The following is a 24,635-nucleotide window of genomic DNA, read 5'->3' on the forward strand; positions in this document are numbered from 1 at the left end:
CTTAGTTCCTAAGCGCAATAGTTCACCGACCGTTCAGCGGGCTTGTGAACATAACAGGGCGGCCATGCCGAGCGGTCCCTGGAGGGAGGATGCTGTTCCGGCGGGCTAGGAACCCGGGCACCCTCCCCGGGTTCCGCCTCTACCCCACATCTACACTCGCTTCTATCCTGGTGGGATACTTCAGCTTAATCGTCCGCACACATGGCTGGCCGGCTATGAGGCGTCGTTGATCAGCACGACGTCATTCCCCTTTAATGCAGCTTGCGCTTGGCCTGCGGCGCCTCGAACTGGGCTACCTCGGCGGTCTGCGCCGCCTTGCCATTGAAGGTCAGCACGTTGCCTTCGCTCGAGATCACAACGCGGTCGCCGTCGGCGACTTCGCCGACCAAAATCATCTCGGCGAGCGGATCCTGCACGCTGCGCTGGATCACCCGCTTCAGGGGACGGGCGCCGTAAGCGGGATCCCAGCCCTTGTCGGCGAGCCAGTCGCGTGCGGTGGCATCGAGCGTCAGCGTGATCTTGCGATCCTCCAAGAGCTTCTGAAGCCGCGCGAACTGGATCTCCACGATCCGGCCCATCTCGCTCTTTTGCAGGCGGTGGAACAGGATGATCTCGTCGACGCGGTTGAGGAATTCGGGGCGGAAGTGCGCCCGCACCATTCCCATCACCTGGTCGCGCACGGCCGAGGTGTCCTCGCCTTCCGGCTGGTTCACCAGAAACTCCGAGCCGAGGTTCGAGGTCATGATGATCAGGGTGTTGCGGAAGTCGACGGTGCGGCCCTGACCGTCGGTCAGGCGGCCGTCGTCGAGCACCTGCAAGAGCACATTGAACACATCGGGATGGGCCTTCTCGATCTCGTCGAACAGCACGACCTGGTACGGACGCCGCCGCACCGCTTCGGTGAGCGCGCCGCCCTCGTCGTAGCCGACATAGCCCGGAGGCGCGCCGATCAGACGGGAGACGGAGTGCTTCTCCATGTATTCGGACATGTCGAGGCGGACCATCGCGGTCTCGTCGTTGAACAGGTACTCCGCGAGTGCCTTGGTCAACTCGGTCTTGCCGACGCCGGTGGGGCCGAGGAACATGAACGAGCCGGTCGGCCGGTGTGGGTCCTGTAGCCCCGCGCGCGAACGTCGCACGGCGGTCGCCACCGCGCGCACGGCTTCGGCCTGGCCGATCACGCGCCTGGAGAGCGCCTCCTCCATCTTCAGCAGCTTGTCCTTTTCGCCTTCCAGCATCTTGTCGACGGGAACGCCGGTCCAGCGCGACACCACCTGCGCGACGTGGTTGGCGGTGACCGCCTCCTCCATCATCTCGCCGGGCGCCTCGTTCTCCTCGATCTCGGCCAGCTTCTTCTCCAGCTCCGGGATCCTGCCATAGGCGAGCTCCCCCGCGCGCTGGAATTCGCCGCGGCGCTGCGCGTTGGCGAGTTCAATGCGCAAGGCATCGAGCTCGCTCTTCAGTTTCGCCGCATCTGAGAGCTTGTTCTTCTCCTTGCTCCAGCGCGCCGTCAGCGCCGCCGACTTCTCTTCGAGATCGGCGAGCTCCTTTTCCAGCGTCTGCAGCCGGCTCTTGGAACCCGGATCGCTTTCCTTCTTCAGCGCCTCCTGCTCGATCTTGAGGCGGATGATGTCGCGGTCGAGCAGATCGAGCTCTTCCGGCTTGGAATCGACTTGCATCTTCAGCCGCGCCGCCGCCTCGTCCATCAGGTCGATGGCCTTGTCGGGCAGGAAGCGGTCGGTGATGTAGCGGTTGGACAGCGTTGTGGCCGCCACCAGCGCGGAGTCAGTGATGCGCACCCCGTGATGCTGCTCGTATTTGTCCTTCAGGCCGCGCAGGATCGAGATCGTGTCCTCGACCGTGGGCTCGCTGACATAGATCGGCTGGAAGCGCCGCGCCAGCGCCGCATCCTTCTCGACATGTTTCTGGTACTCATCGAGCGTGGTGGCGCCGATACAGTGCAATTCGCCGCGCGCCAGCGCGGGCTTCAGCAAGTTGGACGCATCCATCGCGCCATCGGCCTTGCCGGCGCCGATCAGCGTGTGCATTTCGTCGATGAACAGCACGATGCTGCCTTCAGCGGAGATGACCTCCTGCAGCACGGCCTTCAGCCGCTCCTCGAACTCGCCGCGGTATTTCGCGCCGGCAATCAGCGCGCCCATGTCGAGCGAGAGCAGCTTCTTGTCCTTCAGGCTCTCGGGCACGTCGCCATTGACGATGCGCAGCGCCAGCCCCTCGACGATGGCGGTCTTGCCGACGCCGGGCTCGCCGATCAGCACGGGATTGTTCTTGGTGCGGCGGGAGAGCACTTGAATCGTGCGGCGGATCTCCTCGTCGCGGCCGATGACTGGATCGAGTTTGCCGTCGCGCGCAGCCTGCGTCAGGTCGCGGGCATATTTCTTCAGCGCGTCATAGGCGTTCTCGGCCGTGGCGGAATCCGCGGTACGGCCCTTGCGCAGGGACTCGATCGCAGCGTTAAGATTCTGCGCCGTGACGCCGCCCTTGCTCAAAATACCGTCGGCTTCGCTGTTCTTGTCCATCGCAAGGCCCAGCAGCAGCCGCTCGACGGTTACAAAACTGTCGCCGGCCTTTTCGGCCGCCTTCTCGGCGGCATCGAAGGCGCGCGCAAGTTCCGGCGCAAGATAGACCTGTCCGGCCCCGCCGCCGGACACTTTTGGCAATTTGTTCAGCGCCTCCTCCGTGGCCTTCAGGATGGCGCGGGAGTTGCCGCCGGCTCGGTCGATCAGGCCGCTCGCCAGCCCCTCATCGTCGTCCAGCAGCACTTTCAACGCATGCAGTGTCGAGAACTGCTGGTGGCCCTCGCGCATGGCAAGCGATTGCGCCGACTGGATGAAGCCACGCGACCGCTCGGTATATTTCTCGATATTCATCGGTTTGCTTCCTTCAGCCCGCCGCTCAAGCCCGAAGGCACTCCCTAATATCATTATTGAGTTTCCGCCCGGCCGCGTTGATATCGGTCAACGGCCGGTGGTCGTCGACCTCATTTGGTATAGCCGGGTCCCCCCCCCCGCCGCAGCGGTGCCGCTCTCCGACGGCTACCAGCCAGGTCAGTATCTCTAGCTCGGCGCGCCGGTTGAATGAGGGAATTGCATCCGATTGTGTGGAGACCTTTACGCTCCACGTCCTGTTTTTCGATCGTCCAGGCCGGACCCACAGCGCGTTGACCTCCATGACCCTTCCCGAAAGCTTTGCCTGTTACACGGTCGGCGGCGGGGCCGTAGTAGTACAGCCTGCATACCGTGCTTGCGGGCGCACGATCCGCATCGCGATGTGCTGCACCGGGCGGCCGACAATGATATTGGCCGCTGAAGACCCTCAAGAAAGCTGACGTCAATCAAGGTGCTCGCGATGCGGCAGCCCCTAGATTTCCGTAAATGATGGATTTTGCGCTGTCGCAACCAAGGAGACCCGGTCGAACGCTGGTTGTCATTACCGAGCGGCGCAATGGTCGCGCCTAGAACAGTCTGGACATGGACCCGTCCAAGGACGTCCAAGGGCTGATCTCGCGGCCGCGCTCGGCATCGGGCTGTTGATCGGTCTCGAACGGGGCTGGCGACGACGTTAAGCGAGCGCTGGCTGTCCATGGCATGCCTCACAACTGATATCCTGAGCACGTCAGGTGCGGCGGTGGCCATTCTCGGCGCCGTACTGTCAGCAAAATCGCTATCTGGTCGGAGTAGTTGCGCTGTGGTGACCTTTGTCTTCGCTGCCTGAACGGCGGTTGATTGCCAAGGCCGAAGATTGCCGCTCGCTGGCACCGCCAAATCGAAGATGCTCGGTCATTGCAGATGACAATGCTATCGAACAAGGAGAAGTCGATGCGTATCGAGCCCGTCTTTATATTTGACCTTGATGGAACGCTGGTGGACAGCGTGTACCAACACGTCCTTGCCTGGAAGCGCGCGCTTGACGCTGAAGGTATTGAGCTATCGGTCTGGCGCATCCATCGCAAGATCGGCATGAGCGGCGGCTTGTTCACCGACCAGCTTCTGCGCGAGACCGGGTTCGAGATTAGCGATGAGCGCGCGGAACGGCTGCGCGAGGGCCACGCCGCCGCGTACCGTCAGCAGGCCAGATATATCCGGCCTCTGCCGGGAGCGCGAGAATTGCTGTCGTGGTTGTCGGAGGCCGAAATTCCGTGGACGATTGCGACCAGCGGCCGCATGGAAACCGCAGCTGTCAATTTGGCCGCGCTCGGCGTCGATCCAGACAGGATCCCGGTGGTGACGCGCGATCAGGTCAAATATGCCAAACCCGATCCGGACCTGTTTCTCGCGGCCGCCGCCCGACTGGAAGCACCTATCGAAACAGCAGTGGTTGTCGGTGATAGTGTCTGGGACATGCTGGCAGCAATGCGATGCCGGGCCCTGGGTGTCGGTCTTTTGAGCGGTGGCTATGGGCAAGACGAGTTGAGGCAATCCGGTGCAATCCGCGTTTACGATGATCCGGCCGATCTGTTGAGGCATGTCGACGAGGTTGGAGGCCGTCGATGACGCCTGCACGCGCAGCCACGCGGCCACGTTCAAGATACCTCACGCACCTTCCTGGCATAGCCGCGGAACCTCTAACCACGTCACCTCCTCCGACCTGCTCACGAGCAGCGGCCACCGGCCCGCGGCAGCCTGAACGGACCGGACTTCTCGCATTGAATTCTCTATTGCAGCGCTCTTGGGAGCCGTAATTGTTGCCGCCTACTCCCAGAGCCAAGTCAGGGCCTCCGATCCGAATTTGCCAATTTGCAGCACGACGGCTGCCCACAGGAATGCCGAAGCGAAATTGGCGACCTGAAAGGGCCAATAGGGCATGGCGAAGATGCCGGCGACAAGTGGAACGACTGCGCGCAATGGGCCGAAGAAGCGACCGATGAAGACGCCGGACACGCCCCATTTCTTTACGAAGGACTCCCCCTTCGAAATGAGATGCGGATGCCGGGAGAAAGGCCACCTGTGGTAGATGGCCTTCCCCAGTTTCAAGCCGATCCAGTAGGATACCCAATCGCCGAGGCCCGCGCCCATCGAGGCGGCGACCCAGATCGGCCAGAACTTGATCTCGCTCACGCCGACCAGCCCGCCAATCGCGATCAACGCAGCCCAAGCCGGAACCAACATCGAGATGAATGCCAGCGACTCACCGAAAGCGAGCGCGAAAACAATCGGCGGTGCCCAGGCCTCGTTCTGACGCACGAAGTCGATGATTTGCTGTGCGTAAGATTCCATCGGCATTCGCATCAACCAAGCATCTACAGAATTATGAGAAGGTGTTAATGGGATAGCAGTTATCAAGACTGACAAATAGCTCCGCATGCGGTCGCCCTCGCTTTGTGCGACTTGGCTGAACTCGCTGTCGAGTAGTCGGTAACTTGGTCTCGACGTTCCTGACGTTAGCGGCCTGCGAGAACTCCGTCTCTAGAAGTTTCGCGTCCAGGCTTCACGCAGCGGCTCCGAAACGGTAGTTCAACCGATCCCTTGCCCCCTCTTGGCGGATCGAGTTCACCCAACGAGGTGTCTGTAATACCATCGACGCGCTAGCGCTGCCACTTCGTCCAGCGCAACGGGCTCTTCGAAGAAACGTGTTGCGCCTGGCACGAGGGCGAATTGCTTTTCGCATTTCAGCTTCTTGAACGCTTCCCGGTTCGGCTTAACCGCCTCAAGGTCGTTTCCGCCTACTATGAGCAACGTCGGTGCGCTGACGCGCACCAAGGCAGCCCCGGCGAGATCGGGACGGCCTCCTCGCGACGTGATCGCACCAACTTGATCGGAACGTACGGCCGCCGCTTCCAATGCTGCCGCTATGCCGGTGTCAGTTCCGAAATAGCCGAGCCGTAGGCCCTTTGTATCCGGGTATTGCGCGAGCCAGTCGGCCACACCAATCAGCCGTTCGGCGAGCAGCGCAATGTTGAGCCGCAACCTTTTCGTGCGTAGGTCTATTTCCTGCTCCTCGACCGTCAGCAAATCAACAAGGAGAGTCGCAAGATTGGACTCGTTGAGCAGACGCTCCATATAGCGATCTAGGTAGCGACTGCGAGGATTGTGAAGGCCACTGCTGCTACCTTGCGCGAAGAGAATAAGGCCGCTGGATTCTAGCGGCACCGTCAGCTTGCCGTAAAGCGATTGCGAGCCCGCTGGGACGGCTACCAACTGGTCTTCAATCGCTAGAGCGGCAGGATTGCGCATCGTCACTTTCCTTTCTGGAGGGCGCTGCGGCGACCGCTATCTCTCCCGCTATCCGCTCGAACCAAAACGCCGCTTGCCTTGCGAATTGGCACTGATCGCGAGCAACACGCCTTGGTTCGCCGCAAGCTTTTGAAAGAGCTTTGCCCAACAAGGGCTCGCCCGACCATGACGTCCGTCAATGGAGTGATGATCGTCTAGCTTCCCGGCAGAGTATCATCACGAAACTGAGCCGGCACCCGTTGGAGAACAGCCAGAACAGCTTCGCGTGCAAGCAGGAGACCGCGAACTGATTGCGAAGCTCGCAATCAGCCCTCTTGCAGCGAAAATTCCATAAGCATCGCGCGCAAGAATCCGAGAGCGACCTTCCCCGCCGCGATCGGAAACTCGACGGACCGGATCGGCCTCCTCCTCGATAATCATCATCAATTTCGCATAATTTTCTCACGCGGGCACGAAATTGATCTTTATCAGGGTGCCTTCTTCGATATTGCAGTATCGTAGTATGTGGTACGGAGTTCCCCCTGTGGTTGCGGCCGTTCACGTTGTTCCCGACGACAATTTCGACGACTGGGTCGTTCGCGACGACAAGGGGTGCGAGCTCGGCCACTATCCGACCAGGGAAAACGCCGAGTTTGCCGCGCAAGCAACTGCGCGGGAATTGGGGACCAGGCTCGTCGTTCATCTCCCTGATGGAAGAACCAGTAGTACTACTTTTGAGAGGGGATGGCTCGCCAGATTGTTCGGTTCGGTCGGCTTAAGAAAATGGTAAGCGCCTCTGTTGGAAGAGGCATCAATTACAATGCGACGCGAAGGCCAATTTGTGCCGCCTTGAGCCACGAAATATTGACAACGATCATGGCGCTCGGCACGACGGCGCTCAATGTTCGCAGCGCGAATTCCGATGAAGATGACATCTCTATGCTCTGCACGCGGAGCCGCATTTTGCCTTATGCCGTAGCCGTTACGACCAACCGGCGTTCGGCCCGCTGAGGAGGACACCATGTCGATAGGCGATATTGTCTGGATGTTCTTCATATTCTCCGCGCTCCAGCCGATGCTGCGGCAGCAGTTTCTCGAAGTCTTGCGGGTGCGCAAGATTTCGCAGATCGAGCGCGAGCGACAGTCCCGGGTGATCCTGCTGGTGCACCGCCAGGAAACGATGCGGTTTCTCGGCTTTCCGCTTGCGCGCTACATCGACATCAACGATTCCGAGGACGTGATGCGCGCCATCCAGATGACGGACGCCGATGTGCCGATTGACCTCGTGCTTCATACTCCGGGCGGACTCGTCCTGGCCGCACTGCAGATCGCCAAAGCGGTACGGGAGCACAAGGCAAAGGTCACCGTCTTTGTGCCGCACCACGCCATGTCGGGCGGTACGCTGATCGCACTCGCCGCCGACGAAATCGTCATGAGCAAGCATTCCATGCTGGGCCCGATCGATCCGCAACTCGGGGACTCACCGGCCGCCTCGCTGATCAAGGTCTTGGCAGACAAGCCGATTGCAAAGGTCGACGACCGGACGTTGATCATGGCCGACGTCGGCCGCAAGGCGATCACGCAGGTCAAACAAGCCGCATGCGAGCTGCTGACCCGTCGACTGTCCGCGGAGAAAGCCGGTGCCGTGGCAGACACCCTAACCTCCGGCACATGGACCCACGACTATCCGATATGGGCCTCCGTCGCGACTTCGCTCGGCTTGCCCGTGAGCACCGACATGCCGCACAACGTCCTCGAGCTGCTCAAGCTCTATCCGCAACCCGTCCGAATGCAAAGCGGCGGCGGCGTGGAGTACCTGCCGGTCGAGCGGCGCGGATCGGGAGGACCGAAGATGGATGCGTTCGGATCGCCGCGGGTTCCGTAACGCACCCAAGTCGAACGATCAACTCATCCTATCAATTCTCAAGTGTGATCTTGACGGCAGTCAACGTGCCCGGCTTTGTCACATGTATAAATGCCTGATCACCAAGCGGCTCGAGTGTCGTGACATCCTCGACCGCCTCGGCTGATCCGAACCCCTCAGTCTATTCAGGAGACGATCATGCACCAACTAATTCGCGGAGGCGCGATCGCCGTTGCGCTTCTTGGTAGCGTAAGCTTCGCCGCCGCCCAGCGGGCGTCTGGCGACGTTCACCCCAATTTGACGGCAAGTCAGCAACAGGCTGTCAGCCAGGGACTCGCGTCTTCGCCATCACAGCCCGCGCCGTCCGGCGAGCAACCGCAGGTTGGCAATAAAGTTCCCGATTCCATGTCAGCGCAGTCGGTGCCAGGTACCGTTAGCGATCAGGTTCCCGAGACCAAGAACCTTCTCTTCGTCAAACTGCCGGACCGGATCGTGCTGATCGATCCTGACAACAAGCTCGTCACGCAGATCGTCATGGACAGTTCCACGACGGATTCGAGCACCACGGGATCGAATACCGGCGGATCGACGACCAATACCTCGGACCGGCCTTCGCGGTAACGATCCGCAGCTAGCTCTTCGGATGATACCGGCGACGCGCCGTGCATGGCATGGCGCGTCGCCGGCAGCAACGGAGGTGATTTGATTGTCAAATCCCATTTCTCGTTGCCATCGCCAGCGGCGGTCGCCTTGACGATCGTCGCTCTCGCTCCGTGGAAGAATCGTGCCGCGGCAGGAAAATCGGGCTCACGCAACCGTCGGCCGTAGTGCGCTCCAAAAACTGCCGGTTTTCGTCAGCAGTTGATAGCGCCTCGTACTCCCTATCGTCAGGCGATCTCCTCCTCCGCCGGATCGCGACGACCGATCAGCCAATAGATAACGCCGAGCGCGACGATCGCCGCCGCCAGCGACAAGATGTGCAGCGCGTCCGTCTCTGTGAGATCGAGGATGATGACCTTCCGGCAGATAGCCAATAACGCGATCATCACGACCGAGCGTATCTGGACAACAGTATCACGGCGCTCGGCAACCACCAGAAGCGTTTTCTTGAACTCGAGTGCAATGATCACCGTCAGGATCATGCCGAATGCAGCCTGAAACGCAGAGTAGTCGGATGGATCGAATCCTCCAGCGAGAACCAGGCCAAACAAAATCTTCAAGGTCAGCGTCCACAGCGCGGCGACGATGATGACGGCGATCAACGCCGTGAGGAACATGACGACGACGTACTCGAAGCGTTGATACAGCGACAGCAGCCCCAATCGTTCTCTCGCATCCTTCAACTCCTGCTTGATCGACATCGGGGCCTCCGACACGCCGCGTCTCACGCTTCTGGCGTCTCACGCTTCTGCAAGCCTTCCTGGCGGACTCTCTTTTCCAGGCGCTCGGCGTGGACGTTGTATCAGTATTACCAGCGGGATCGCCAGCAAGGATACGAACATCATCAGCTTGAAATTGTCGATGAACGCGACAGCTTCTGCCTGTGCTGAAACGAGCTGTGTTAGTGCGGCCCGCCCCTGAACGGTTGCGAGACCGAAATGCTGGGCATGGTCGCGTATCACCTGCCGGTAGGGGGTAATGTGCTCGACCAGCTCGGCCTGGGCGGTGGCTGAATTGCGCACCAGCAGATAGCTCATCAGGGAAATGCCGATGCTCGCCCCGATATTCCGCATCAAATTGAAGAGCCCGGTTCCCTGCGTGCGCAACGTTGAGGGAAGGGTTCCGAACGCCACCGTGCCGAGCGGTACGAAAACGAATCCAAGGCCGAAACCCTGTAGTAAACCGGTGCGGACCAGGGTGCCCTGCGATACGTCGGGAGTAAAACCGGTCATGAAATAGAGGGACAGCGCCGTCAGTCCGAAACCAGTCGCGATTAAGATGCGTCCGTCGATATGGCGGATGAGCTGCCCGACCAACAACATCGCGACCATGGTCCCGACACCACGTGGCGCGAGCACGAGGCCCGCCGTCAGCACTGGATAGTTCATGAGCTTTTCGAGATAGGGCGTCAGCATCGACAGCGTCGCTAGCAGCACGACACCAACGATGAAAATCAGGATGGCCCCGACGACAAAATTCCGGTCGCGGAACAGCGCAAGATCAATGAAAGGATCGGCCATTGACAGGGAGTGGACCGTAAAGAGATAGAAGCCAAGCACGAAAAGCGCGGCTTCCAATTGAATCTCGGGAGAGGCAAACCAGTCGAGGCGCTCGCCCCGGTCCAGGAAAAGCTGCAATGCACCAATGCCCAGGCTGAGCGACGCAAATCCGAGCCAATCGAGCCGCCGCGCGAGGGGCCGCCCGATGCGCCGTCCGAGAAACAGCAAAATGCCAAGCGCGCACAGCACGCCAACTGGCAGGTTGACATAAAACACCCAGCGCCAGCTATAGGAGTCGGTCAACCAGCCGCCGAGTGTCGGCCCGAGAATCGGGCCTAACATCACGCCGAGGCCGAAGATCGCGGTCGCCTGTCCTTGCTGCTCCGGCGGATAAGCGTCGAGCAGCACGGATTGCGAGAGCGGCACCAGCGGCGCGCCAAAGATACCTTGAAGCAGTCGAAAGAAGACCATCTGTCCTAGCGACACGGCCGCCCCACAGAGCATCGAGGTCACAATGAAGCCGATCACCGCCGTCAGGAACAATGGCTTGCGGCCGAGCCTTGCTTCGAGCCAGCCCGTCGCCGGCGTAACGATCGCAGCCGCAACGATATAGGAAGTCAGGACCCAGTTGATTTGGTCGCTCGTCGCCGACAGGCTGCCCTGCATATATGGCAACGCGACATTTGCTATCGTAGTATCAAGCGCCTGCATCAGGGTCGCAAGCATCACGGTTGCTGTGATCATTCCGCGGTTCATGATGCTGCTCTCTACGGCCGTGCTCGCCATGTCAGGCCCCGAAAATCGCGGTGAAGTCACGCCACAGCTCGCGGAGCGATCGCTGGTGGCCGGTGTCGATCGAGATCTTGACACTCATCCCTTCGCGCAGTGGCGGGTGGTTCGCGGGTTGATCGAAAAAAAGGCGAACCGGAATGCGCTGCACGACTTTCACCCAGTTGCCTGTGGCATTTTGCGGCGGCAATAGTGCGAAGACCGATCCACTCGCGGGCGCCAGCGACGTCACCTGCGCTGCAATCGGGGTGTCCGGATAGGCGTCGACGATGACCCGCGCCGGATTTCCTTCCCTCACATAGGTGAGATCCGTCTCCTTGATATTGGCTTCGACATAGAGATCGCGCGTCGCTACCAGCGGAAACGCCGCTTGTCCGGCATTCAAAAAAACGCCTATCGCGATGCTCTCGACGTTGTGCGGAATGCCGTCGAAAGGTGCGACGATAGAGGTCAGTCGCAGGTTGTGCGCGGCGAGATCGACGGCCGCCTGCGCCTGTTTGACCGTGGATTGCTGGTCGACCGGCAAATCCAGGTTGCCGCCGACCTGGGCGAGCGCCGCCGCTGCCTCCCGCTCCAAGCTGGCCAGATTGGCCTTGGCCGCCTGAAAGTCGCGGATTGCGGCATCGAGCGTCGCCCGAGACGCGGTGCCAGTGTTGTAGAGCTGCTGCTGGCGTTCATAATTGGCCTGCGTGTAGTCGACCGAGGCCCTTGCCTCATCGATCTGCTTCTGGCGTGCGCGGTAAGTCTCGATCAGAGTGTGCGCCTGGTCGCGTGCAATGCCAAGCTGCGCTTCGGCGTTGGCTAGCGCAAGCCGATATGTCTCCGTATCGATATTGAAGAGCGGGTCGCCTTTCTTCACCGGCGCATTCGACTTTGCTGCGATGCCGATGACCTGGCCCGAGATCTGCGCGCTGATCGACGCGCTCACGGCCTGAACATAAGCGTCTTCCTCGGACACGTAGCGACCGGTCGTCAGATAAAGGGCGAGCGCGCCGGCAACCAGCACGACCGGACCAAGGGCCAGCAGCGGCCGGCGCCAGCGGCTTCGCGATGGCGCCGGCGCGCCTTCTACACCAGGCTTCTCCGTCGAACCCTGAAGTTCCCGATCCAAGTAAGGAGAACGCCTCGGGAGTGCGCGAGCCGTGCTGGGTTCGCCACTTTTCGTAAATGCTTCGAAGCCGCTATCTGGCATGGCGCGATACTCGCCGTCCCGGTGGTCGCAAATGTTGCGTCAATCGGTCGTCGGCACCTTGATGGGTGTCAGCCACTCGCGAAATACAAAAATGCAGGCAGAGAATTGAGCCTTGTCAATGCATGAGGCCGTTCGATTTGCGAATTGAATTTGGCGACCCCCACGTCGCTTGCCCTCCGTGGGCGTTCCTCCCCGAGACTTGGACCGCCGGCGAAAGCCGCGCGGTCCGTTTTTTCCGCCCGATAAACGACGAGAGAAGCATCAGGACATCGTGACGACACCCCGACCGTCACTCCCGAATGCCGATCCATTCGCGCCATACGGTCAGGAGCGCCGCCATGATTACCGGGCCAAGAAAGAGGCCGACTAATCCAAACGACTGCATCCCGCCGAGAATTCCGATCAGCACGAGCAGGAAGGGCAGCTCAGCGCTGCCTCCGATAAGAGCCGGCTGAATGAAATTGTCGCCGATCAGCAGCACCGCCGCGCCAAAGACAAACAGTCCGACAGGCACCAACAGGATGCCGTCTTGAACAACCAAAGTCAGAGAAGCCGCCGCAAGCACGACCCAGGCGCCGAGCGGCACCATCGCCAATACAATTGTCATCGCCGAAAATAGCAGCGGATGCGGCACGCCCATCACGACGTAGGCAATACCGACGACAGCGCCCTTCACAATAGCCGCTGCGATCGTTCCGTTCACGGTCGCGCGGGTTGCGGCGGCGATCTTGCCGACCAGGCGAGTGCCGGGATTGCCGAGCAGCCGCCGAGCGGTGACGACCGACCGGTCCGCCAGCCATATTCCGTCGCGCAGCATCAAGAAAAGCGCGATCAGCGTAATGGCGAAGAGGAAGAGACGATGTAACAGTGCGCCGCCGAGCGTGCCGGTCCAGCTAGTCAGATTTTCGATGTTTACGCCGCGAAGCCATTCCTTGAGAGCCTCAGGATTGCTGAGGTTGGCTCGCCACCAGAGATCCAGGTATTCGCCGGCGATCGGCAGCTGCACAAGCCAGCCCGGGACAACAACTCCGCTCTCGCGCAGGCTATTGAGCACGTGCACAAAAGCATCGCTCCCCTGGGCGACCTGACGCACGGTCAAGACAATGGGTATGAGAAGAACGAGGCCGATTATGCAAGTAAACAGCAACGATGCTAGTAATGATGAGGGACGGCCAGAGATCAGCTGCGCAAACCGAACGTAGAACGGCCAGGTGGTGATGGCAATTACGCCTGCCCAGATCATTGCAACGAGGAAATCGCGCGCGACCCAAAGCGCAAGCAACATCACTGCGACTGCGATAGCGGCCTGGATCGTCGCCCGCATGTGCGATTCAAACTGCGGCGGAGGTTCTTCCAGCGTGCGAAATCCGCTTCCGTCGTCGCTTCGCACGAAGTCGTGTCGCGGCATTGGGGGCCCCATCGTGCTGGCACCGATCCGTTTGCTGGCAGGCTACATGGCTAGTCACTTCCCCACGTTGATGGACATCAACTTGCCGATGCCGATGCGCCGTTCCGTGCCGTGCCTCTTTCGCGGGCGCAGTTTTCAAATAACGCAGATCGAATTGACAGCCATCAGATGGTTTCGCCGCGGAGCTGAGGTTATCTGCTCCAACAGGCGGGCTGTCGCCCTCGCATTTGCTTTCCGAAATTGACCGACGTCAGCGTCTCTGCCGGCAATTTCGTCCATGCAGGCGGAAAGCCCACGCGAGATAGCAACCATGCTCGATCGTCCCCGCAATGCTTCGCTTTTTCGGCATCACACGATGCACGTCCCCCGCACCATGTTTGCGGCGGCCATCGACCGCTTCGGCGGACCGGAGGTGATCACCGGTCATGCCTTACCGGTGCCGCCGCTGGACCCTGACGAGGTCATGATTGCCGTCGACACCGCCGGCGTTGGCCGGTGGGATGCCGACGTCCGGGAAGGGTTTTATGCGCCCCGCAAGCCGCATTTTCCATTGGTACTAGGCTACGACGGTTCCGGAATCGTCGCCGCTGTTGGCTCGCGGGTGCGACGGTTAAAGGTCGGCGACGAGGTCTATTCCTACAATTGGGAGAACCCGAAAGGCGGGTTCTACGCCGAATACGTCGCCGTGCCTGCCGACAAGGTCGCGCCGATCCCAAAACGGCTTGACCTGCGACATGCTGGCGCGATCCCGATTACGGGATTGACGGCACTGCAGGGGATTGACGACGCACTGAAGCTGAAGAAGGGCGAGACCATCATCATTCACGGCGCTTCCGGCGGCGTCGGAACGCTTGCCGTGCAGTTCGCAAGACTTCGCGGCGGCCGGGTGTTCGCAACAGCGTCAAGCCAGGAAGGCGTGGAGCTCGTGCGGGAGATGGGCGCGCATGTCGTGGTCGACGGCAAGCGCATCGACATCGACGACCAAGCGCGCCGCTTCGCGCCCGACGGCGTCGACGCCATCCTGGCGCTCGTCGGTGGAGATGCGCTGGAGAAATGCCTAGATGTGCTGCGGCCCGGGGGCCGGCTCGCGCACCCGAACGGCATCGAGCCGGCCCCGAAGAAGCGGCGCGGCATGGACTTGGTCCGCTACGACGGCATTTCCGGCGTTCGCGAGTTCGAACGCCTCAACGCGGCGGTCCACGCAGCGAAGCTCAACGTTCCGATCGCGGAATGCTATTCCCTGGCGCACGCCCACAAGGCGCACGAACGTCTAGCCGCGGGTCATGTAGTCGGCAAAATTATCCTAGCGATACACGCTTCGTAATGGCGAGAGGTCTGTCTCGGCGATCACGCGCCCAAGCCCGCCGACAGCAGGCGTTTTCCACGCACCCGCAATCGTCTGCCGACAGTTCAGAAATGGGCCGACCGGAAATCTGCAGTTCGTCCATATCTGAGCCGTCACCCGTGAAGATCGATACGGCCCAAAGGTGGACGGAAACATTTTTGACGGCCGTCAATGCGCCCGTCATCCGGCACGCGCTAAGCATCACCAAACGTCAATCGAAGCCAGATTGTGGGAGCATGTCATGACCAGCATAACGTTTACTGGCCCCTCAGACGGCAAAACCGATGCTGCCACGGCAGCGCTCGCTCCAACCTGGTGGCTGTTCCTGGTGCGAGGCATTCTCGGCATCGTCTTCGGATGTCTCGCATTGATCTTTCCCGGCCCGACGATGCTGTCGCTGGTGCTCCTGTTCTCCGCGTACATGCTGGTCGATGGCGCGGCCGGGATCGTCTCGGCGGTCCGCGCGATGCGCCGCAGGGGCCGCTGGGGATTTCTGATCTTCGAAGGGCTGGTCAGTATCGCCGTGGGCATCGGAGCCCTCCTCTGGCCGGGCCTTACCGTGCTTGCCTTCGTGTTACTGGTTGCCTCATGGGCGATCGTCACCGGCGGGTTGATGACGGCTGCAGGTTTTCGTCTCAACCTGGAGCATGGCCGGTGGTGGCTGGTGTTGGGTGGCATTCTGTCGCTGGCATATGGCGCGCTGCTTTTCTTCACGCCATTAATCGGAGCTCTCGTCCTGACTTGGTGGATGGGCGCGTACGCCATCGCCTTTGGCGTGGCCCTGATCATATTCTCGTTCCGACTTCGAGCGCGGCAGCAGCTGGGGACCAATCCTACGGCCGTGGGCACGGCTGCCTAGGCGGACCTGTGATGACGCCACGACGATCGAGCCATCATAGTCACAAGAGCCGGGCCAAAGCCCAGCTCACCCGTGAAATTGAAACGACCGCGGTTGAGGACGAACTCGTCCTGATGAGCCTGATCGAAACGTTTCCGGCAAGCGATCCTCCCGCCTGGATACCTGTCGCCCGTGTTGGCGTTCCTGAGCGACGGGCCAAATCCAAGTCTGCCCGAAAACGGGATTGGTGACCGGCACAATTTTTCCGGCAAGGTCGGGTGCGAAGAACAAACAACTTTCGCTCTGCGGTCGCCGATCGCCGCTCTTGGGCTTGCCGATCGAATTGGCGGAGGCAAACAGGACGCGCTCGTGACAGAGACTCTCGAGCGCCCACAAGCCGGCCTCCCGCATTGAAAAGTTGCGCAACGAACCGCTGCATATCGCGCGCCTCTCGGCCGCCAGCCAGATGTCCGCTGCACTCACTCGCGATTTGAACCAACCGCTCACAGCAATCATCAACTTGGTCCATGCGGCAAAGCGGTTGCGTCAGCGTCATCATAGCGCAGTAACAGCGCCGCACCGAGAAACCCGCTGCGAAAGTTGATGAGCATCATGGCTGGACGTGTGACACCTCTTAGGATTGGCGTTGGTCGGTAGCGTGATGACTCGCCGATCCCACAATCCGCTTTGCACAGACCAGGAGCCATTCATGAGATCCGACCGTGAAATAGAACGCGACGTCCGCGAAGAGTTAAACTGGGATCCCGACCTTGATGCGGAGGACATCGCCATCTCAGTGAAGGATGGCGTGGTCACACTGGCTGGATTCACCAGAAGTTACAGTGACCGGTTGGAAGCCGAGCACGCGGCGAAGCGCGTCGCGGGCGTGCATGCCGTCGCGAATGACATCGAGGTCCGCCTGCCGTCGATCGATCAAAGACCCGATCCGGACATCGCGCGCGATGCGATTGCCAGTCTGAAGGCCCAACTGCCCATTTCGCACGAAAATATAAAGGTCATCGTCAAAGCCGGCTGGCTGACCCTCGAAGGTACGGTGGAATGGCAATATCAGAAAACCACGGCCGAAAATGCCGTGCGAAAGGTAAAAGGGGTCAAGGACGTGACTAACGTCATCTCATTGAAGCCCAAGGTCGAGCCCACCGACATTCAGCGCAGGATCCAAGAGGCGTTCAAGCGGAATGCGGAGGTCGATGCCAATCGCATCACCGTCGAAACCCACGGCAGCGAGGTCATCCTGAAAGGCACCGTTCGCTCGTGGATCGAACGCGAGGAAGCCGAGCGTGTCGCATGGTCGGCACCGGGCATCACCCGTGTCGAAGACCAGATCGTGGTCAGTCCATAACGGCTGCGGCCTGTTATCCGCACGCTAGTTAAAGACTTATCGAGGCAAAAGGAGAATGCCATGAGGTTGAGATCATTGGTTCCGCTTCGTGAGAGCGGCGCACCGATGCGACCGGATTTCGGACTGTTCGGCCTGCATCGGGAGATCGACCGGCTGTTCAACGAGTTTGTGCAAGCAATAGCCTCAAACGATGGCACGAAGTCGCTCACCCCCAACATCGAAATCACCGAGACCGACGAGGCCGTTGAGGTCACCGCCGAGATGCCCGGCCTTGAACGCAAGGACGTCGAAGTGTCGATCGAGGATGATACCCTCGCGATCCAGGGCGAGAAGAAGGTTGAGGAAAATCAGAAAGACAAGAACGTGCAGCACAGCGAGCGCATCTACGGTATGTTCATGCGTGTGCTACAGTTGCCTTCCGGCATTGATCCGTCCAGCGTCCAGGCAGCCATGTCCGACGGCGTCCTCAAAGTCACAATACCGAAACCGGCCAAGTCCATGCTGAAGAAGATCGAGGTCAAGGACGCCTCGCAGGCGGAGGCCAAGAAAGCCGCCTGAGCCGGCGGCGGCGGGACGCGTAGGTAGCGCCTCCTCCTCTGCCCATGCGTCCCGCATACGATCGCCGACAGCCCATCGCGGCGCCTCACCCCCTCATTCCCGCAGAGATTGCTGTCGCCACGAAGGGGCCACTCGTGGCCAAAAGCAATTGGGATCGGACCTGTGGCGACGCCTGACGGCGGCTGACCGTGCTTCAATGGAATGCGTAGCGGAGGATGGCGGTGAGCGGAGCCCGGTTCGGTAGTTCATGCTGCCTGGCGCCCATGACCCTGGCGCCCGTGGACAGCGCCCGCCGCGCGACCTCGTCGACGACGCTGTAAGTTTCGGCATCATCAGAAGCTGAATATGTCACGCTGCCATCGAAGTCGCTGACGAGGCCCGGCACAACTGCATCAAGATCGACAACGAGCTGATCGATGGCACCTGCAGTCGCAGCATGCGCCGCATAGGAAACGTCAGTAGTCGCACGTCGGGGCTTGAGTTCGTCGTAGCGCGCGATCACCGCCCTCAGTTCGCGGGAATAGAGACGGTCGAGAATCGGAATCGCTGTATCTCCCAGTTCGGCATCCGTCTTCCGGCCTGGGTTTCCTTCGATCGTCTCGTCGACCAGCCTTGAATATGTAGTAACGGACCGGAACATCGACGCGAGAGGCTCCTCCGCCGCAAGAGCCAGAGGTGGTGCATTGCGTCCCGCAAGCAGGCTGCGGATGGCGTGCTCGACTTTCCTGACATACTGGTGCAGCAGGACCTTTTCGCCTTCGAGGTTCTGCAGTTTGCCGCGTGGGGCGCGTACGTGAAATGACGGCCGCCGGGTCGCTTCCTTCGCGTTCTTGGGCAGGCCACGAACCTGCAGCCGTTCTGGCGGAAAGTTGGCGAAGGCGTGAATTAGCCGAACGCTCTCCTCCGCCAGTGCAAGCACGAAGATATCGTGTGGCGACGTCATCGCGCGGATCAGCGGCGTTAGATGGAAGCGGTCCGCGACTTCGGCGAGTGGCTTTGGCGAATCCGGCAGGCGGAACGTTCGCAGTTTGGAGGACGTGGCGAGCACCGCCAGTCCAGTAGACAGGTAATGCCAGAACGAATCGACCGGATCCGGCCTTCGGCGCAGGAGCCTTCTGATCTTGTCTTCATCCTGGACATTGTGCTCTACGCCCGCGAGGCGATCGAACTGCCCCTCGAAGGCAACGATCTTGCTGTTGTCGACACCGCCTTCCCTGAGCTGAGTTAGCGCGTCCCTGGCCAAGTCCTTGAACGCAGTACGATTGAGCGGGGCGTTACTCCCCAAGGGGGATGTCGGCAGATACAGGGAAACGCAGGTCTCGCCTTTGATCTGCGCCAGCGCCTTGAACTCCTCCAACGTCGGAATATCGATATGTAGCATCGGGCCCTCGCCGGCGAAACCTTCGTTCACCTGTAGCATCAGAGACCTTGACCGAAGCGCGGCACTCCGACATTGACGGCGATCAATCAAGGCGGCAATTCCAGCGCCCACGCGAAGACGCTAGAGGCTACGAATCCGATCAGGGCGTGCCCCCATTCCAAGAGCCCCCAGTCCCGCATCAGCCCGCGCAGCAGCGAAACCGGCTTTCCGAGTTGAACGGCGAACAGCCAGACGTTCACTGGCATCATTACAAAATAGGCATACGGCCAGCTTGCCAGAATCGTAGTGCCCCCAATGATCCAGCGAACGTCGCCACTCTGCCTGAACTGTATAAGAGCGATCGCGGACGACAGCACGGCAACGGCCGAGAGCACCAGCGTGCCGCGCCGATTGCTCAGTTTCCACTCCTCGATCATCGCACGAGTATTGAGCCTGAGTCGCGCTGGCTGCTCGACAAGGCCGATGTAGACGGTAGCGCCGAAAAAGGCGGCGGCAACAGCAAATGCGTAAAGACCGAGCCGCATCGATCGCACTCCTGGCGCAGGCGGTTATCGTACCCTTCGGTTATCGCACCCTTCAATGCGACATGAACACCGGCACGGTCATCGACTTCATCATATCGCGGGTCACGCCGCCCAGAATGACTTCGCGCAGCCTCCCGTGACCGTAACCACCCATCACGATCAGGGTCCCGGAATTATCTGCGACATAGGAAAGGATGGCATTGGTAACATCGACGTCAGGGGCCGCAACAGTCGCGATCTCGACCTTGACCTCATGATGCGCGAGGTGAGCTGCCATCTCGACACCGCGGACTTCCTTGTTCTCCGCGTTGGTCTTCCCGTTCAGCACGATCAAGAGATCCACAGCCGTCGCCTTTGCGAGCAGAGGCAACGCATCGTTGAAGGAGCGCGCCGCCACACGGCTGCCATCCCAACAGCACACCACGCGACCGAGCTTCAATCCGTCCTTCTGGACGTAAGGCGCAACGATCAGCGGACGCCCTGACTGGAACAGCGCCGTTTCGATCATGTCATCGTTGTTCGCGCGAGACGGCTCGGATTGCGTGAACACGCTCAGATCGAAGCGCCGGGCGAGGACCGCAAAGATCGCGGGCGCCTCCGCCCCTATCGTCCTTAGCATCCGGTGTTCCGCTGAAACCAGACTACGCGCGGCAGCCGCATCGAAGCGTTCGATCGCGGCGAGCGCAGATCTCTCGCTGAGGGCGACCATCTGGGCCAGGATATCAGGCGGAAGCTCCATCACGGTGTAACCCGGAAAATCTGGGGTGTAAGCGAAGGCAACACCGGCAAGGTGGGTGCCAAACATCTCCGCAATCGAAATGGCAAAATCGCAGGCCGCTTCGTGCGTTACCTGATGCTCGAGATTGATGATAATGTCCTTGATCATCGAACCGCTCCAGCAAATATGCGATGCAGCCCTGAGCGCAGTTTCAAGACTCATGGCGCGACTGGCATTGATGACGATCAACCGGCGAGCCGCAATTTGAGCGATGCAATATAGGGGCGTAACGATACTCATTCCGACAGATCAAGGGGAAACCTGACGTCACCCTCGCCAGGCTTCCTTGCCGGACCGCCTTCCGAACGCGAGAGTGTCAGTAGCAATCCTCGATCCGGCGAACCCGCCATGTCCAACCGTCCCAGAAGCGTTCACGCCTAACCCGACAGTACGGCTCGAAACCGACGGGCTCGTAGGCGTAGCTATAGTAGTATGGCCTCGGTGCTGCGAGTGCGGCGCCAATGAGTGCGCCCGCCGCCAGGCCGCCGACGACAGGAGCGACAGGAAATCCATGACGCCATCGAGCGTCCGCCGGGGTTGAGCTTGCCACCGAACCGACGACCATGGTCACGCCGACCGCGAGTGCAATCATTGTTTTCCTCATCATGAGACCTCCGCTTCTTCAGTTGTGACGAATCAACCGCCCGGTGTCCGAGATCCCGGACGCCAGCCCGCAGCGACGCTGACTCTAGCCGCCTGGAAAACGGTCCACATTGGCGTCCGTCAAGAATCGCTTGCCGCCTGTGTCGCTTCGCCCTGCAACGCTGTACAAAGACAATTGGGAAATTGATGGTCGTCAACGCGGCAGGCCGTGCGTCCACATCGCCCGCCGACACGCGCAAAGGCGACTGCTGCAAGTACAGGTGTCGCGTGGGGCCGCCATACCGCCCGTTAGCTCCGACGCCGCGTCAACGGTTCGCCACCCAAAGAACGAGGCTGAACACCAAGCTGATAAGTATACAAGTCATCAGTGGGAAATAGAACGTCGTGTTTCCCCGCTCGATGACGATGTCGCCGGGCAGCCGCCCCAATCCGAGTTGACTCAGATAGGGCCAAAGCAGGCCAACCGCCAGGATCAGCGCGCCTAGTAGGATCAGAACACGTGTCATCGCTATCAATCCGTGCGCCGCCTAATTGTCGCGGCGGTGGCCGAACAATTGGAGCAGCATCATGAAGAGATTGATGAAATCAAGGTAAAGTGCCAGCGCGCCGAGCACGGCCTTCTTGCCGGCGATTTCGCCGGTGTCCGATTCAAGATACATCTCCTTGATGCGCTGTGTGTCATAGGCCGTGAGCCCTACGAACACGATGACGCCGATGATCGAGATAGCGAATTGAAGCGCGCTCGATCCGATGAAGATATTGACGAGGGATGCGATCACGATACCGATCAGCCCCATTATGAGGAATGATCCAAAGCGAGAAAGATCGGATCTGGTCGTATAGCCGTAGAGGCTCATCGCGCCGAAGGTCGCCGCCGTGATGAAAAAAACACGCGCAATCGATTCCCCGGTGAACACAAGGAAGATGCCTCCCAACGACAGCCCCATGACGGCGGCATAGAGCCAGAACAGCAGCATCGCCGTTCCTGCGGCCATACGCTGGATGCCGAAGCTCAAGACCAGCACGAAGCCGAGGGGCGCCAGCATGACAAGCCAAATTAATGGCGTCGCCGCGATAGACTGATAGAAACCGGAAGCCGAGGCCAGGTAGGCCACGAGGCCGGTCAACGCGAGGCCACCGGCCATATAGCCGTAGATGCGCTGCATATGGGCCCGCAAGCCGGCGTCGATCTCGGCGACCGATGGTGGAAAGCCCGCGTCCCGTGACTTGCGAGCATCAAAATCATAATAGCTCATGGCTTACTCCTGTGCGGTTCATTTCGACTGAGCGAGCAGCCTTGAACGTCAGTTGCCGACAGGCCTGCTAATTCGTATGCAATGCGCGCTCGTTCCGTACTTGGTCAGCGGTATAGGGCACAGCGTTTGGATCGAACGCCTGCCAGCCCGACCGGCGGTATAGCTCGCAACGTTCCTGAAGCCTTACCGCTGACCGGTTCATGATCGGCTCTATTCGCGGCACATCGACCGGAGGCACCCGCGCGGCGACCAATGTTCCTCCGCGGCGAACGCCCTCGGCAAAGACGTGCGCATCTTCTTCGCTGATGCCGGCATTGGTCAGCGCTCCCAGCAGGCCGCCGGTAACGCCCCCGATCGCCATGCTACCCAACATCGCTGCAAGCCATCCCACGCCCACCACGGCGCCGATGCCGGTAAGCGCCAGCATCGTAACGAGACTGGCAGCGGTCGCCGCCGTTGCGCCGATTGCAGCTCCAACGGTCGCACCCTCGAACTTGCCGTCGCGGGCGGTCTCGCTGCTCGCACCCTGTTTCCGCAAAGACACAACATTCGTGCTCTCGGTAGCGCTGTACCAGGTGTCGGAATTGTTCGAAATCACGCTGGTCTCCGAAGGCGGCAGACCCGCGACCGCAAGCGCGAAGATGACCCGGCGTGCGTCAGCTTGTGAATCATAGAGACGGCAGATAGTGATTGGCATGACACGCTCCCGTTGCGTGAAAGTGCCACGGATCGGCCACTTGCGGATTGGCAGGTACCGTTGCGCCGCTATTCTTGTCAATTGCGAAGAAAGGTGACCTTGACGAGCGTCAACGGAACATGGCGGATTTCGTCGAGTTGCGCGCGGACCGTTGGCCCTCGCTTGCGACGCTGAGGCTTCGCTTGCGACGCTGAGGATTCGCGTTGGCCAGAAATGAGCGGTGCACCCCTGGGGAACAATCGTACTGCCTTTGCGCTCCACCTTCACGAGAAACGTCCTCGCCGCGCCTGACAGCGTGTTACCGGGGTCCAGCGCTCACGCTGCAGCAAAGCGATCATCTGCCTGCGGCAATCTCGCAGGATCCGGCTGACACCGCCGTTTGGACGGCTGCCTGCCAGTCTTGCCACGATATCGGATCGACTGGCGTACCGTCGGCCCACTTCAAGCTACCGAGCAAAAATGCGATCTGCTCGACGGGCCTACCATGGCGACGCCAAACGGTCTCGAGAAAGACGCGGATCGCGTCATAGCCTTCAATCACCGTAATAGTATCGGTTGCTTTGAACGTGGCCATATCCAGTGACTCCGAGTTGCGCCCGTCATGCGGACTTCTGTCGCGTGGCGCAACAGTCATAGCCTTCGGGACAAAATGCTTATCCTTCATCCGCCTCGCCACATTGACGGTTGTCAGCTGCTGAGCGCTGAAACATTTTTCTTCGATTGGCGGAACTTGATGCTCATCGCGGCACTGACAAAGCTGGACAACGAGCTGGGTGCGAAGCGCATCGGAGCTGCGCATGGCCGACGACCTATTGATCAAGACACTAGTCGTGATCCTTGCCTCGGTCTGCGCCATCAGCCTAGTCGCGCGTCTGAGATTTCCGGCGGCCGGGGGTTACCTGCTGGCAGGTTTGGTGATCGGACCGCACGGTTTGCAACTGATCACCGCGAGCGATGAAGCAAGGTTTTTGGCCGAGCTCGGCATCATTTTCCTCATGTTCATGGTGGGCCTTGAGTTTTCGCTCTCCGCAATGATTACCGCACGCCGCGACGTTTTCGGCGCAGGCAGTCTGCAAGTCGGGTTTACCGTTTTTATCGTGACGGGAATTGCGGCACTTTCGGGTGTGAGCTTATCCGGCGCGGTGCTGCTCGGTGGTGCAGTTGCGATGTCATCGACCGCCATCACGCTCAAGCAATTGGTCGACCAGGGAGAGGTCAGCAGCCAACAAGGCCGCCTTGTGCTGGGAATCCTGCTCTTTCAAGATCTTGCTGTCCTTCCCTTTCTCGTTGTGCTGGGTGGGTGGCAACCAGGCGGTGGGTCGGAACCGTTGGGAGCACTGCGCCAGCTCGCAACAGCGACGATTGCACTCGTCGCCGCGGCTTTCATCTGCAAACCGGTTTTTCGCACCTGGCTTACCTGGGTTGCCCGGACGAACTCGGCGGATCTGTTTCTGCTCACCGTTCTGTTGCTCGCGCTCGGTACGGCGTTCGTTGGGCATGTCGCCGGTCTTTCCGGGCCGATCGGAGCATTCCTCGCCGGTATGGTGGTCGGCGAAAGCGACTTCCGTCATCAGGTAGAGGACGATATCCGACCCTTTCGTGACATCCTGTTGGGCCTATTCTTCGTCACCGTCGGCATGGAGGTGGATCCCTCAACAGTTGTTGTGGCGCCCATGAGCGTCCTATCACTACTTTGGCAGAATGTGT

Annotated in this window: 25 protein-coding genes; 9 read left to right on the forward strand and 16 right to left on the reverse strand. The window is 60.3% G+C overall.

Annotation, left to right across the window (positions count from 1 at the left end):
- Positions 1-251: 251 nt before the first annotated feature.
- Positions 252-2,891 (reverse strand): ATP-dependent chaperone ClpB, encoded by a 2,640-nt coding sequence (clpB, locus tag FXB40_RS12180; protein ID WP_148772441.1) that lies wholly within the window; start codon positions 2,889-2,891, stop codon positions 252-254.
- A gap of 948 nt (positions 2,892-3,839) precedes the next feature.
- On the opposite strand from clpB, the gene FXB40_RS12185 reads away from it, so the two are divergent.
- Positions 3,840-4,514, forward strand: a complete 675-nt coding sequence (locus FXB40_RS12185; protein ID WP_148772442.1) for an HAD family hydrolase — start codon at positions 3,840-3,842, stop codon at positions 4,512-4,514.
- A gap of 198 nt (positions 4,515-4,712) precedes the next feature.
- On the opposite strand, the gene FXB40_RS12190 is transcribed toward FXB40_RS12185, so the two are convergent.
- Together FXB40_RS12190 and FXB40_RS12195 are read right to left on the reverse strand one after the other, a co-directional pair.
- Positions 4,713-5,237: a DedA family protein gene (locus FXB40_RS12190; protein ID WP_148772466.1), complete on the reverse strand. Its 525-nt coding sequence runs from the start codon at positions 5,235-5,237 to the stop codon at positions 4,713-4,715.
- A 273-nt stretch (positions 5,238-5,510) separates the two neighbouring features.
- The gene (locus FXB40_RS12195) at positions 5,511-6,194 is read right to left on the reverse strand and encodes a dienelactone hydrolase family protein (protein ID WP_148772443.1); all 684 of its coding nucleotides are present in this window, start codon (positions 6,192-6,194) and stop codon (positions 5,511-5,513) included.
- On the opposite strand from FXB40_RS12195, the gene FXB40_RS47830 reads away from it, so the two are divergent.
- Together FXB40_RS47830 and FXB40_RS50375 are read left to right on the forward strand one after the other, a co-directional pair.
- On the forward strand, positions 6,187-6,327 hold the full coding sequence (locus FXB40_RS47830) for a hypothetical protein (protein WP_187436824.1): 141 nt from the start codon (positions 6,187-6,189) through the stop codon (positions 6,325-6,327). The two genes, FXB40_RS12195 and FXB40_RS47830, sit on opposite strands and share 8 nt — an antisense overlap.
- A 369-nt stretch (positions 6,328-6,696) precedes the next feature.
- Positions 6,697-6,963, forward strand: a complete 267-nt coding sequence (locus FXB40_RS50375; RefSeq protein WP_430647142.1) for a DUF2188 domain-containing protein — start codon at positions 6,697-6,699, stop codon at positions 6,961-6,963.
- On the opposite strand, the gene FXB40_RS47835 is transcribed toward FXB40_RS50375, so the two are convergent.
- Positions 6,873-7,229 carry a hypothetical protein gene (locus FXB40_RS47835; protein WP_187436830.1) on the reverse strand — a complete coding sequence of 119 codons (357 nt, stop codon included), beginning with the start codon at positions 7,227-7,229 and terminating at the stop codon, positions 6,873-6,875. The two genes, FXB40_RS50375 and FXB40_RS47835, sit on opposite strands and share 91 nt — an antisense overlap.
- 19 nt (positions 7,230-7,248) lie before the next feature.
- Between FXB40_RS47835 and FXB40_RS12205 the strand changes: the two genes are divergently transcribed.
- Positions 7,249-8,058 carry an SDH family Clp fold serine proteinase gene (locus FXB40_RS12205; RefSeq protein WP_246207560.1) on the forward strand — a complete coding sequence of 270 codons (810 nt, stop codon included), beginning with the start codon at positions 7,249-7,251 and terminating at the stop codon, positions 8,056-8,058.
- 419 nt (positions 8,059-8,477) lie between these two features.
- Here FXB40_RS12205 and FXB40_RS47840 read toward each other — a convergent pair whose 3' ends face one another.
- The 5 genes from FXB40_RS47840 to FXB40_RS12230 all read right to left on the reverse strand — a co-directional run bounded on the left by FXB40_RS47840 (position 8,478) and on the right by FXB40_RS12230 (position 13,585).
- Positions 8,478-8,852 carry a hypothetical protein gene (locus FXB40_RS47840; protein ID WP_187436826.1) on the reverse strand — a complete coding sequence of 125 codons (375 nt, stop codon included), beginning with the start codon at positions 8,850-8,852 and terminating at the stop codon, positions 8,478-8,480.
- 72 nt (positions 8,853-8,924) lie between these two features.
- Positions 8,925-9,398 carry a phosphate-starvation-inducible PsiE family protein gene (locus FXB40_RS12215; RefSeq protein WP_148772447.1) on the reverse strand — a complete coding sequence of 158 codons (474 nt, stop codon included), beginning with the start codon at positions 9,396-9,398 and terminating at the stop codon, positions 8,925-8,927.
- A 39-nt stretch (positions 9,399-9,437) separates the two neighbouring features.
- The gene (locus FXB40_RS12220) at positions 9,438-10,982 is read right to left on the reverse strand and encodes a DHA2 family efflux MFS transporter permease subunit (RefSeq protein ID WP_148772448.1); all 1,545 of its coding nucleotides are present in this window, start codon (positions 10,980-10,982) and stop codon (positions 9,438-9,440) included.
- Position 10,983: 1 nt separating this feature from the next.
- On the reverse strand, positions 10,984-12,177 hold the full coding sequence (locus tag FXB40_RS12225) for an HlyD family secretion protein (protein WP_148772449.1): 1,194 nt from the start codon (positions 12,175-12,177) through the stop codon (positions 10,984-10,986).
- Between the two features lie 289 nt (positions 12,178-12,466).
- Positions 12,467-13,585, reverse strand: a complete 1,119-nt coding sequence (locus FXB40_RS12230; RefSeq protein WP_187436827.1) for an AI-2E family transporter — start codon at positions 13,583-13,585, stop codon at positions 12,467-12,469.
- Between the two features lie 310 nt (positions 13,586-13,895).
- Here FXB40_RS12230 and FXB40_RS12235 point away from each other — a divergent pair, with 310 nt between their 5' ends.
- The 4 genes from FXB40_RS12235 to FXB40_RS12250 all read left to right on the forward strand — a co-directional run bounded on the left by FXB40_RS12235 (position 13,896) and on the right by FXB40_RS12250 (position 17,689).
- Positions 13,896-14,909, forward strand: coding sequence for a quinone oxidoreductase family protein (locus FXB40_RS12235; RefSeq protein WP_210352156.1), 1,014 nt, complete (start codon positions 13,896-13,898; stop codon positions 14,907-14,909).
- A gap of 262 nt (positions 14,910-15,171) precedes the next feature.
- Positions 15,172-15,789 (forward strand): HdeD family acid-resistance protein, encoded by a 618-nt coding sequence (locus FXB40_RS12240; protein ID WP_148772451.1) that lies wholly within the window; start codon positions 15,172-15,174, stop codon positions 15,787-15,789.
- A 688-nt stretch (positions 15,790-16,477) separates the two neighbouring features.
- Complete coding sequence (locus tag FXB40_RS12245; protein WP_148772452.1) at positions 16,478-17,131, forward strand: BON domain-containing protein; 654 nt, start codon at positions 16,478-16,480, stop codon at positions 17,129-17,131.
- 60 nt (positions 17,132-17,191) lie between these two features.
- Complete coding sequence (locus FXB40_RS12250; protein ID WP_246207562.1) at positions 17,192-17,689, forward strand: Hsp20/alpha crystallin family protein; 498 nt, start codon at positions 17,192-17,194, stop codon at positions 17,687-17,689.
- Positions 17,690-17,882: 193 nt separating this feature from the next.
- Here FXB40_RS12250 and FXB40_RS12255 read toward each other — a convergent pair whose 3' ends face one another.
- From FXB40_RS12255 to FXB40_RS12290, 7 genes are all read right to left on the reverse strand, one after another.
- Positions 17,883-19,109 carry a baeRF11 domain-containing protein gene (locus FXB40_RS12255; RefSeq protein WP_148772453.1) on the reverse strand — a complete coding sequence of 409 codons (1,227 nt, stop codon included), beginning with the start codon at positions 19,107-19,109 and terminating at the stop codon, positions 17,883-17,885.
- A gap of 47 nt (positions 19,110-19,156) precedes the next feature.
- Complete coding sequence (locus FXB40_RS12260; protein ID WP_148772454.1) at positions 19,157-19,594, reverse strand: anthrone oxygenase family protein; 438 nt, start codon at positions 19,592-19,594, stop codon at positions 19,157-19,159.
- Positions 19,595-19,646: 52 nt separating this feature from the next.
- Complete coding sequence (locus tag FXB40_RS12265; RefSeq protein ID WP_148772455.1) at positions 19,647-20,480, reverse strand: universal stress protein; 834 nt, start codon at positions 20,478-20,480, stop codon at positions 19,647-19,649.
- A gap of 800 nt (positions 20,481-21,280) precedes the next feature.
- Positions 21,281-21,481: a DUF2905 domain-containing protein gene (locus tag FXB40_RS12275; protein ID WP_148772456.1), complete on the reverse strand. Its 201-nt coding sequence runs from the start codon at positions 21,479-21,481 to the stop codon at positions 21,281-21,283.
- A gap of 21 nt (positions 21,482-21,502) precedes the next feature.
- Positions 21,503-22,231, reverse strand: coding sequence for a Bax inhibitor-1/YccA family protein (locus FXB40_RS12280; protein ID WP_148772457.1), 729 nt, complete (start codon positions 22,229-22,231; stop codon positions 21,503-21,505).
- A 67-nt stretch (positions 22,232-22,298) separates the two neighbouring features.
- The gene (locus FXB40_RS12285; RefSeq protein ID WP_246207564.1) at positions 22,299-22,829 is read right to left on the reverse strand and encodes a hypothetical protein; all 531 of its coding nucleotides are present in this window, start codon (positions 22,827-22,829) and stop codon (positions 22,299-22,301) included.
- Between the two features lie 433 nt (positions 22,830-23,262).
- On the reverse strand, positions 23,263-23,727 hold the full coding sequence (locus FXB40_RS12290) for a hypothetical protein (protein ID WP_148772459.1): 465 nt from the start codon (positions 23,725-23,727) through the stop codon (positions 23,263-23,265).
- Between FXB40_RS12290 and FXB40_RS12295 the strand changes: the two genes are divergently transcribed.
- Positions 23,726-24,635: cation:proton antiporter domain-containing protein (locus FXB40_RS12295; RefSeq protein WP_187436828.1), on the forward strand; the 910-nt coding region annotated here is incomplete at its 3' end. The genes FXB40_RS12290 and FXB40_RS12295 overlap by 2 nt on opposite strands.

It is taken from the genome of Bradyrhizobium rifense (genome assembly GCF_008123425.1).
Taxonomy (GTDB): Bacteria; Pseudomonadota; Alphaproteobacteria; order Rhizobiales; family Xanthobacteraceae; genus Bradyrhizobium; species Bradyrhizobium rifense.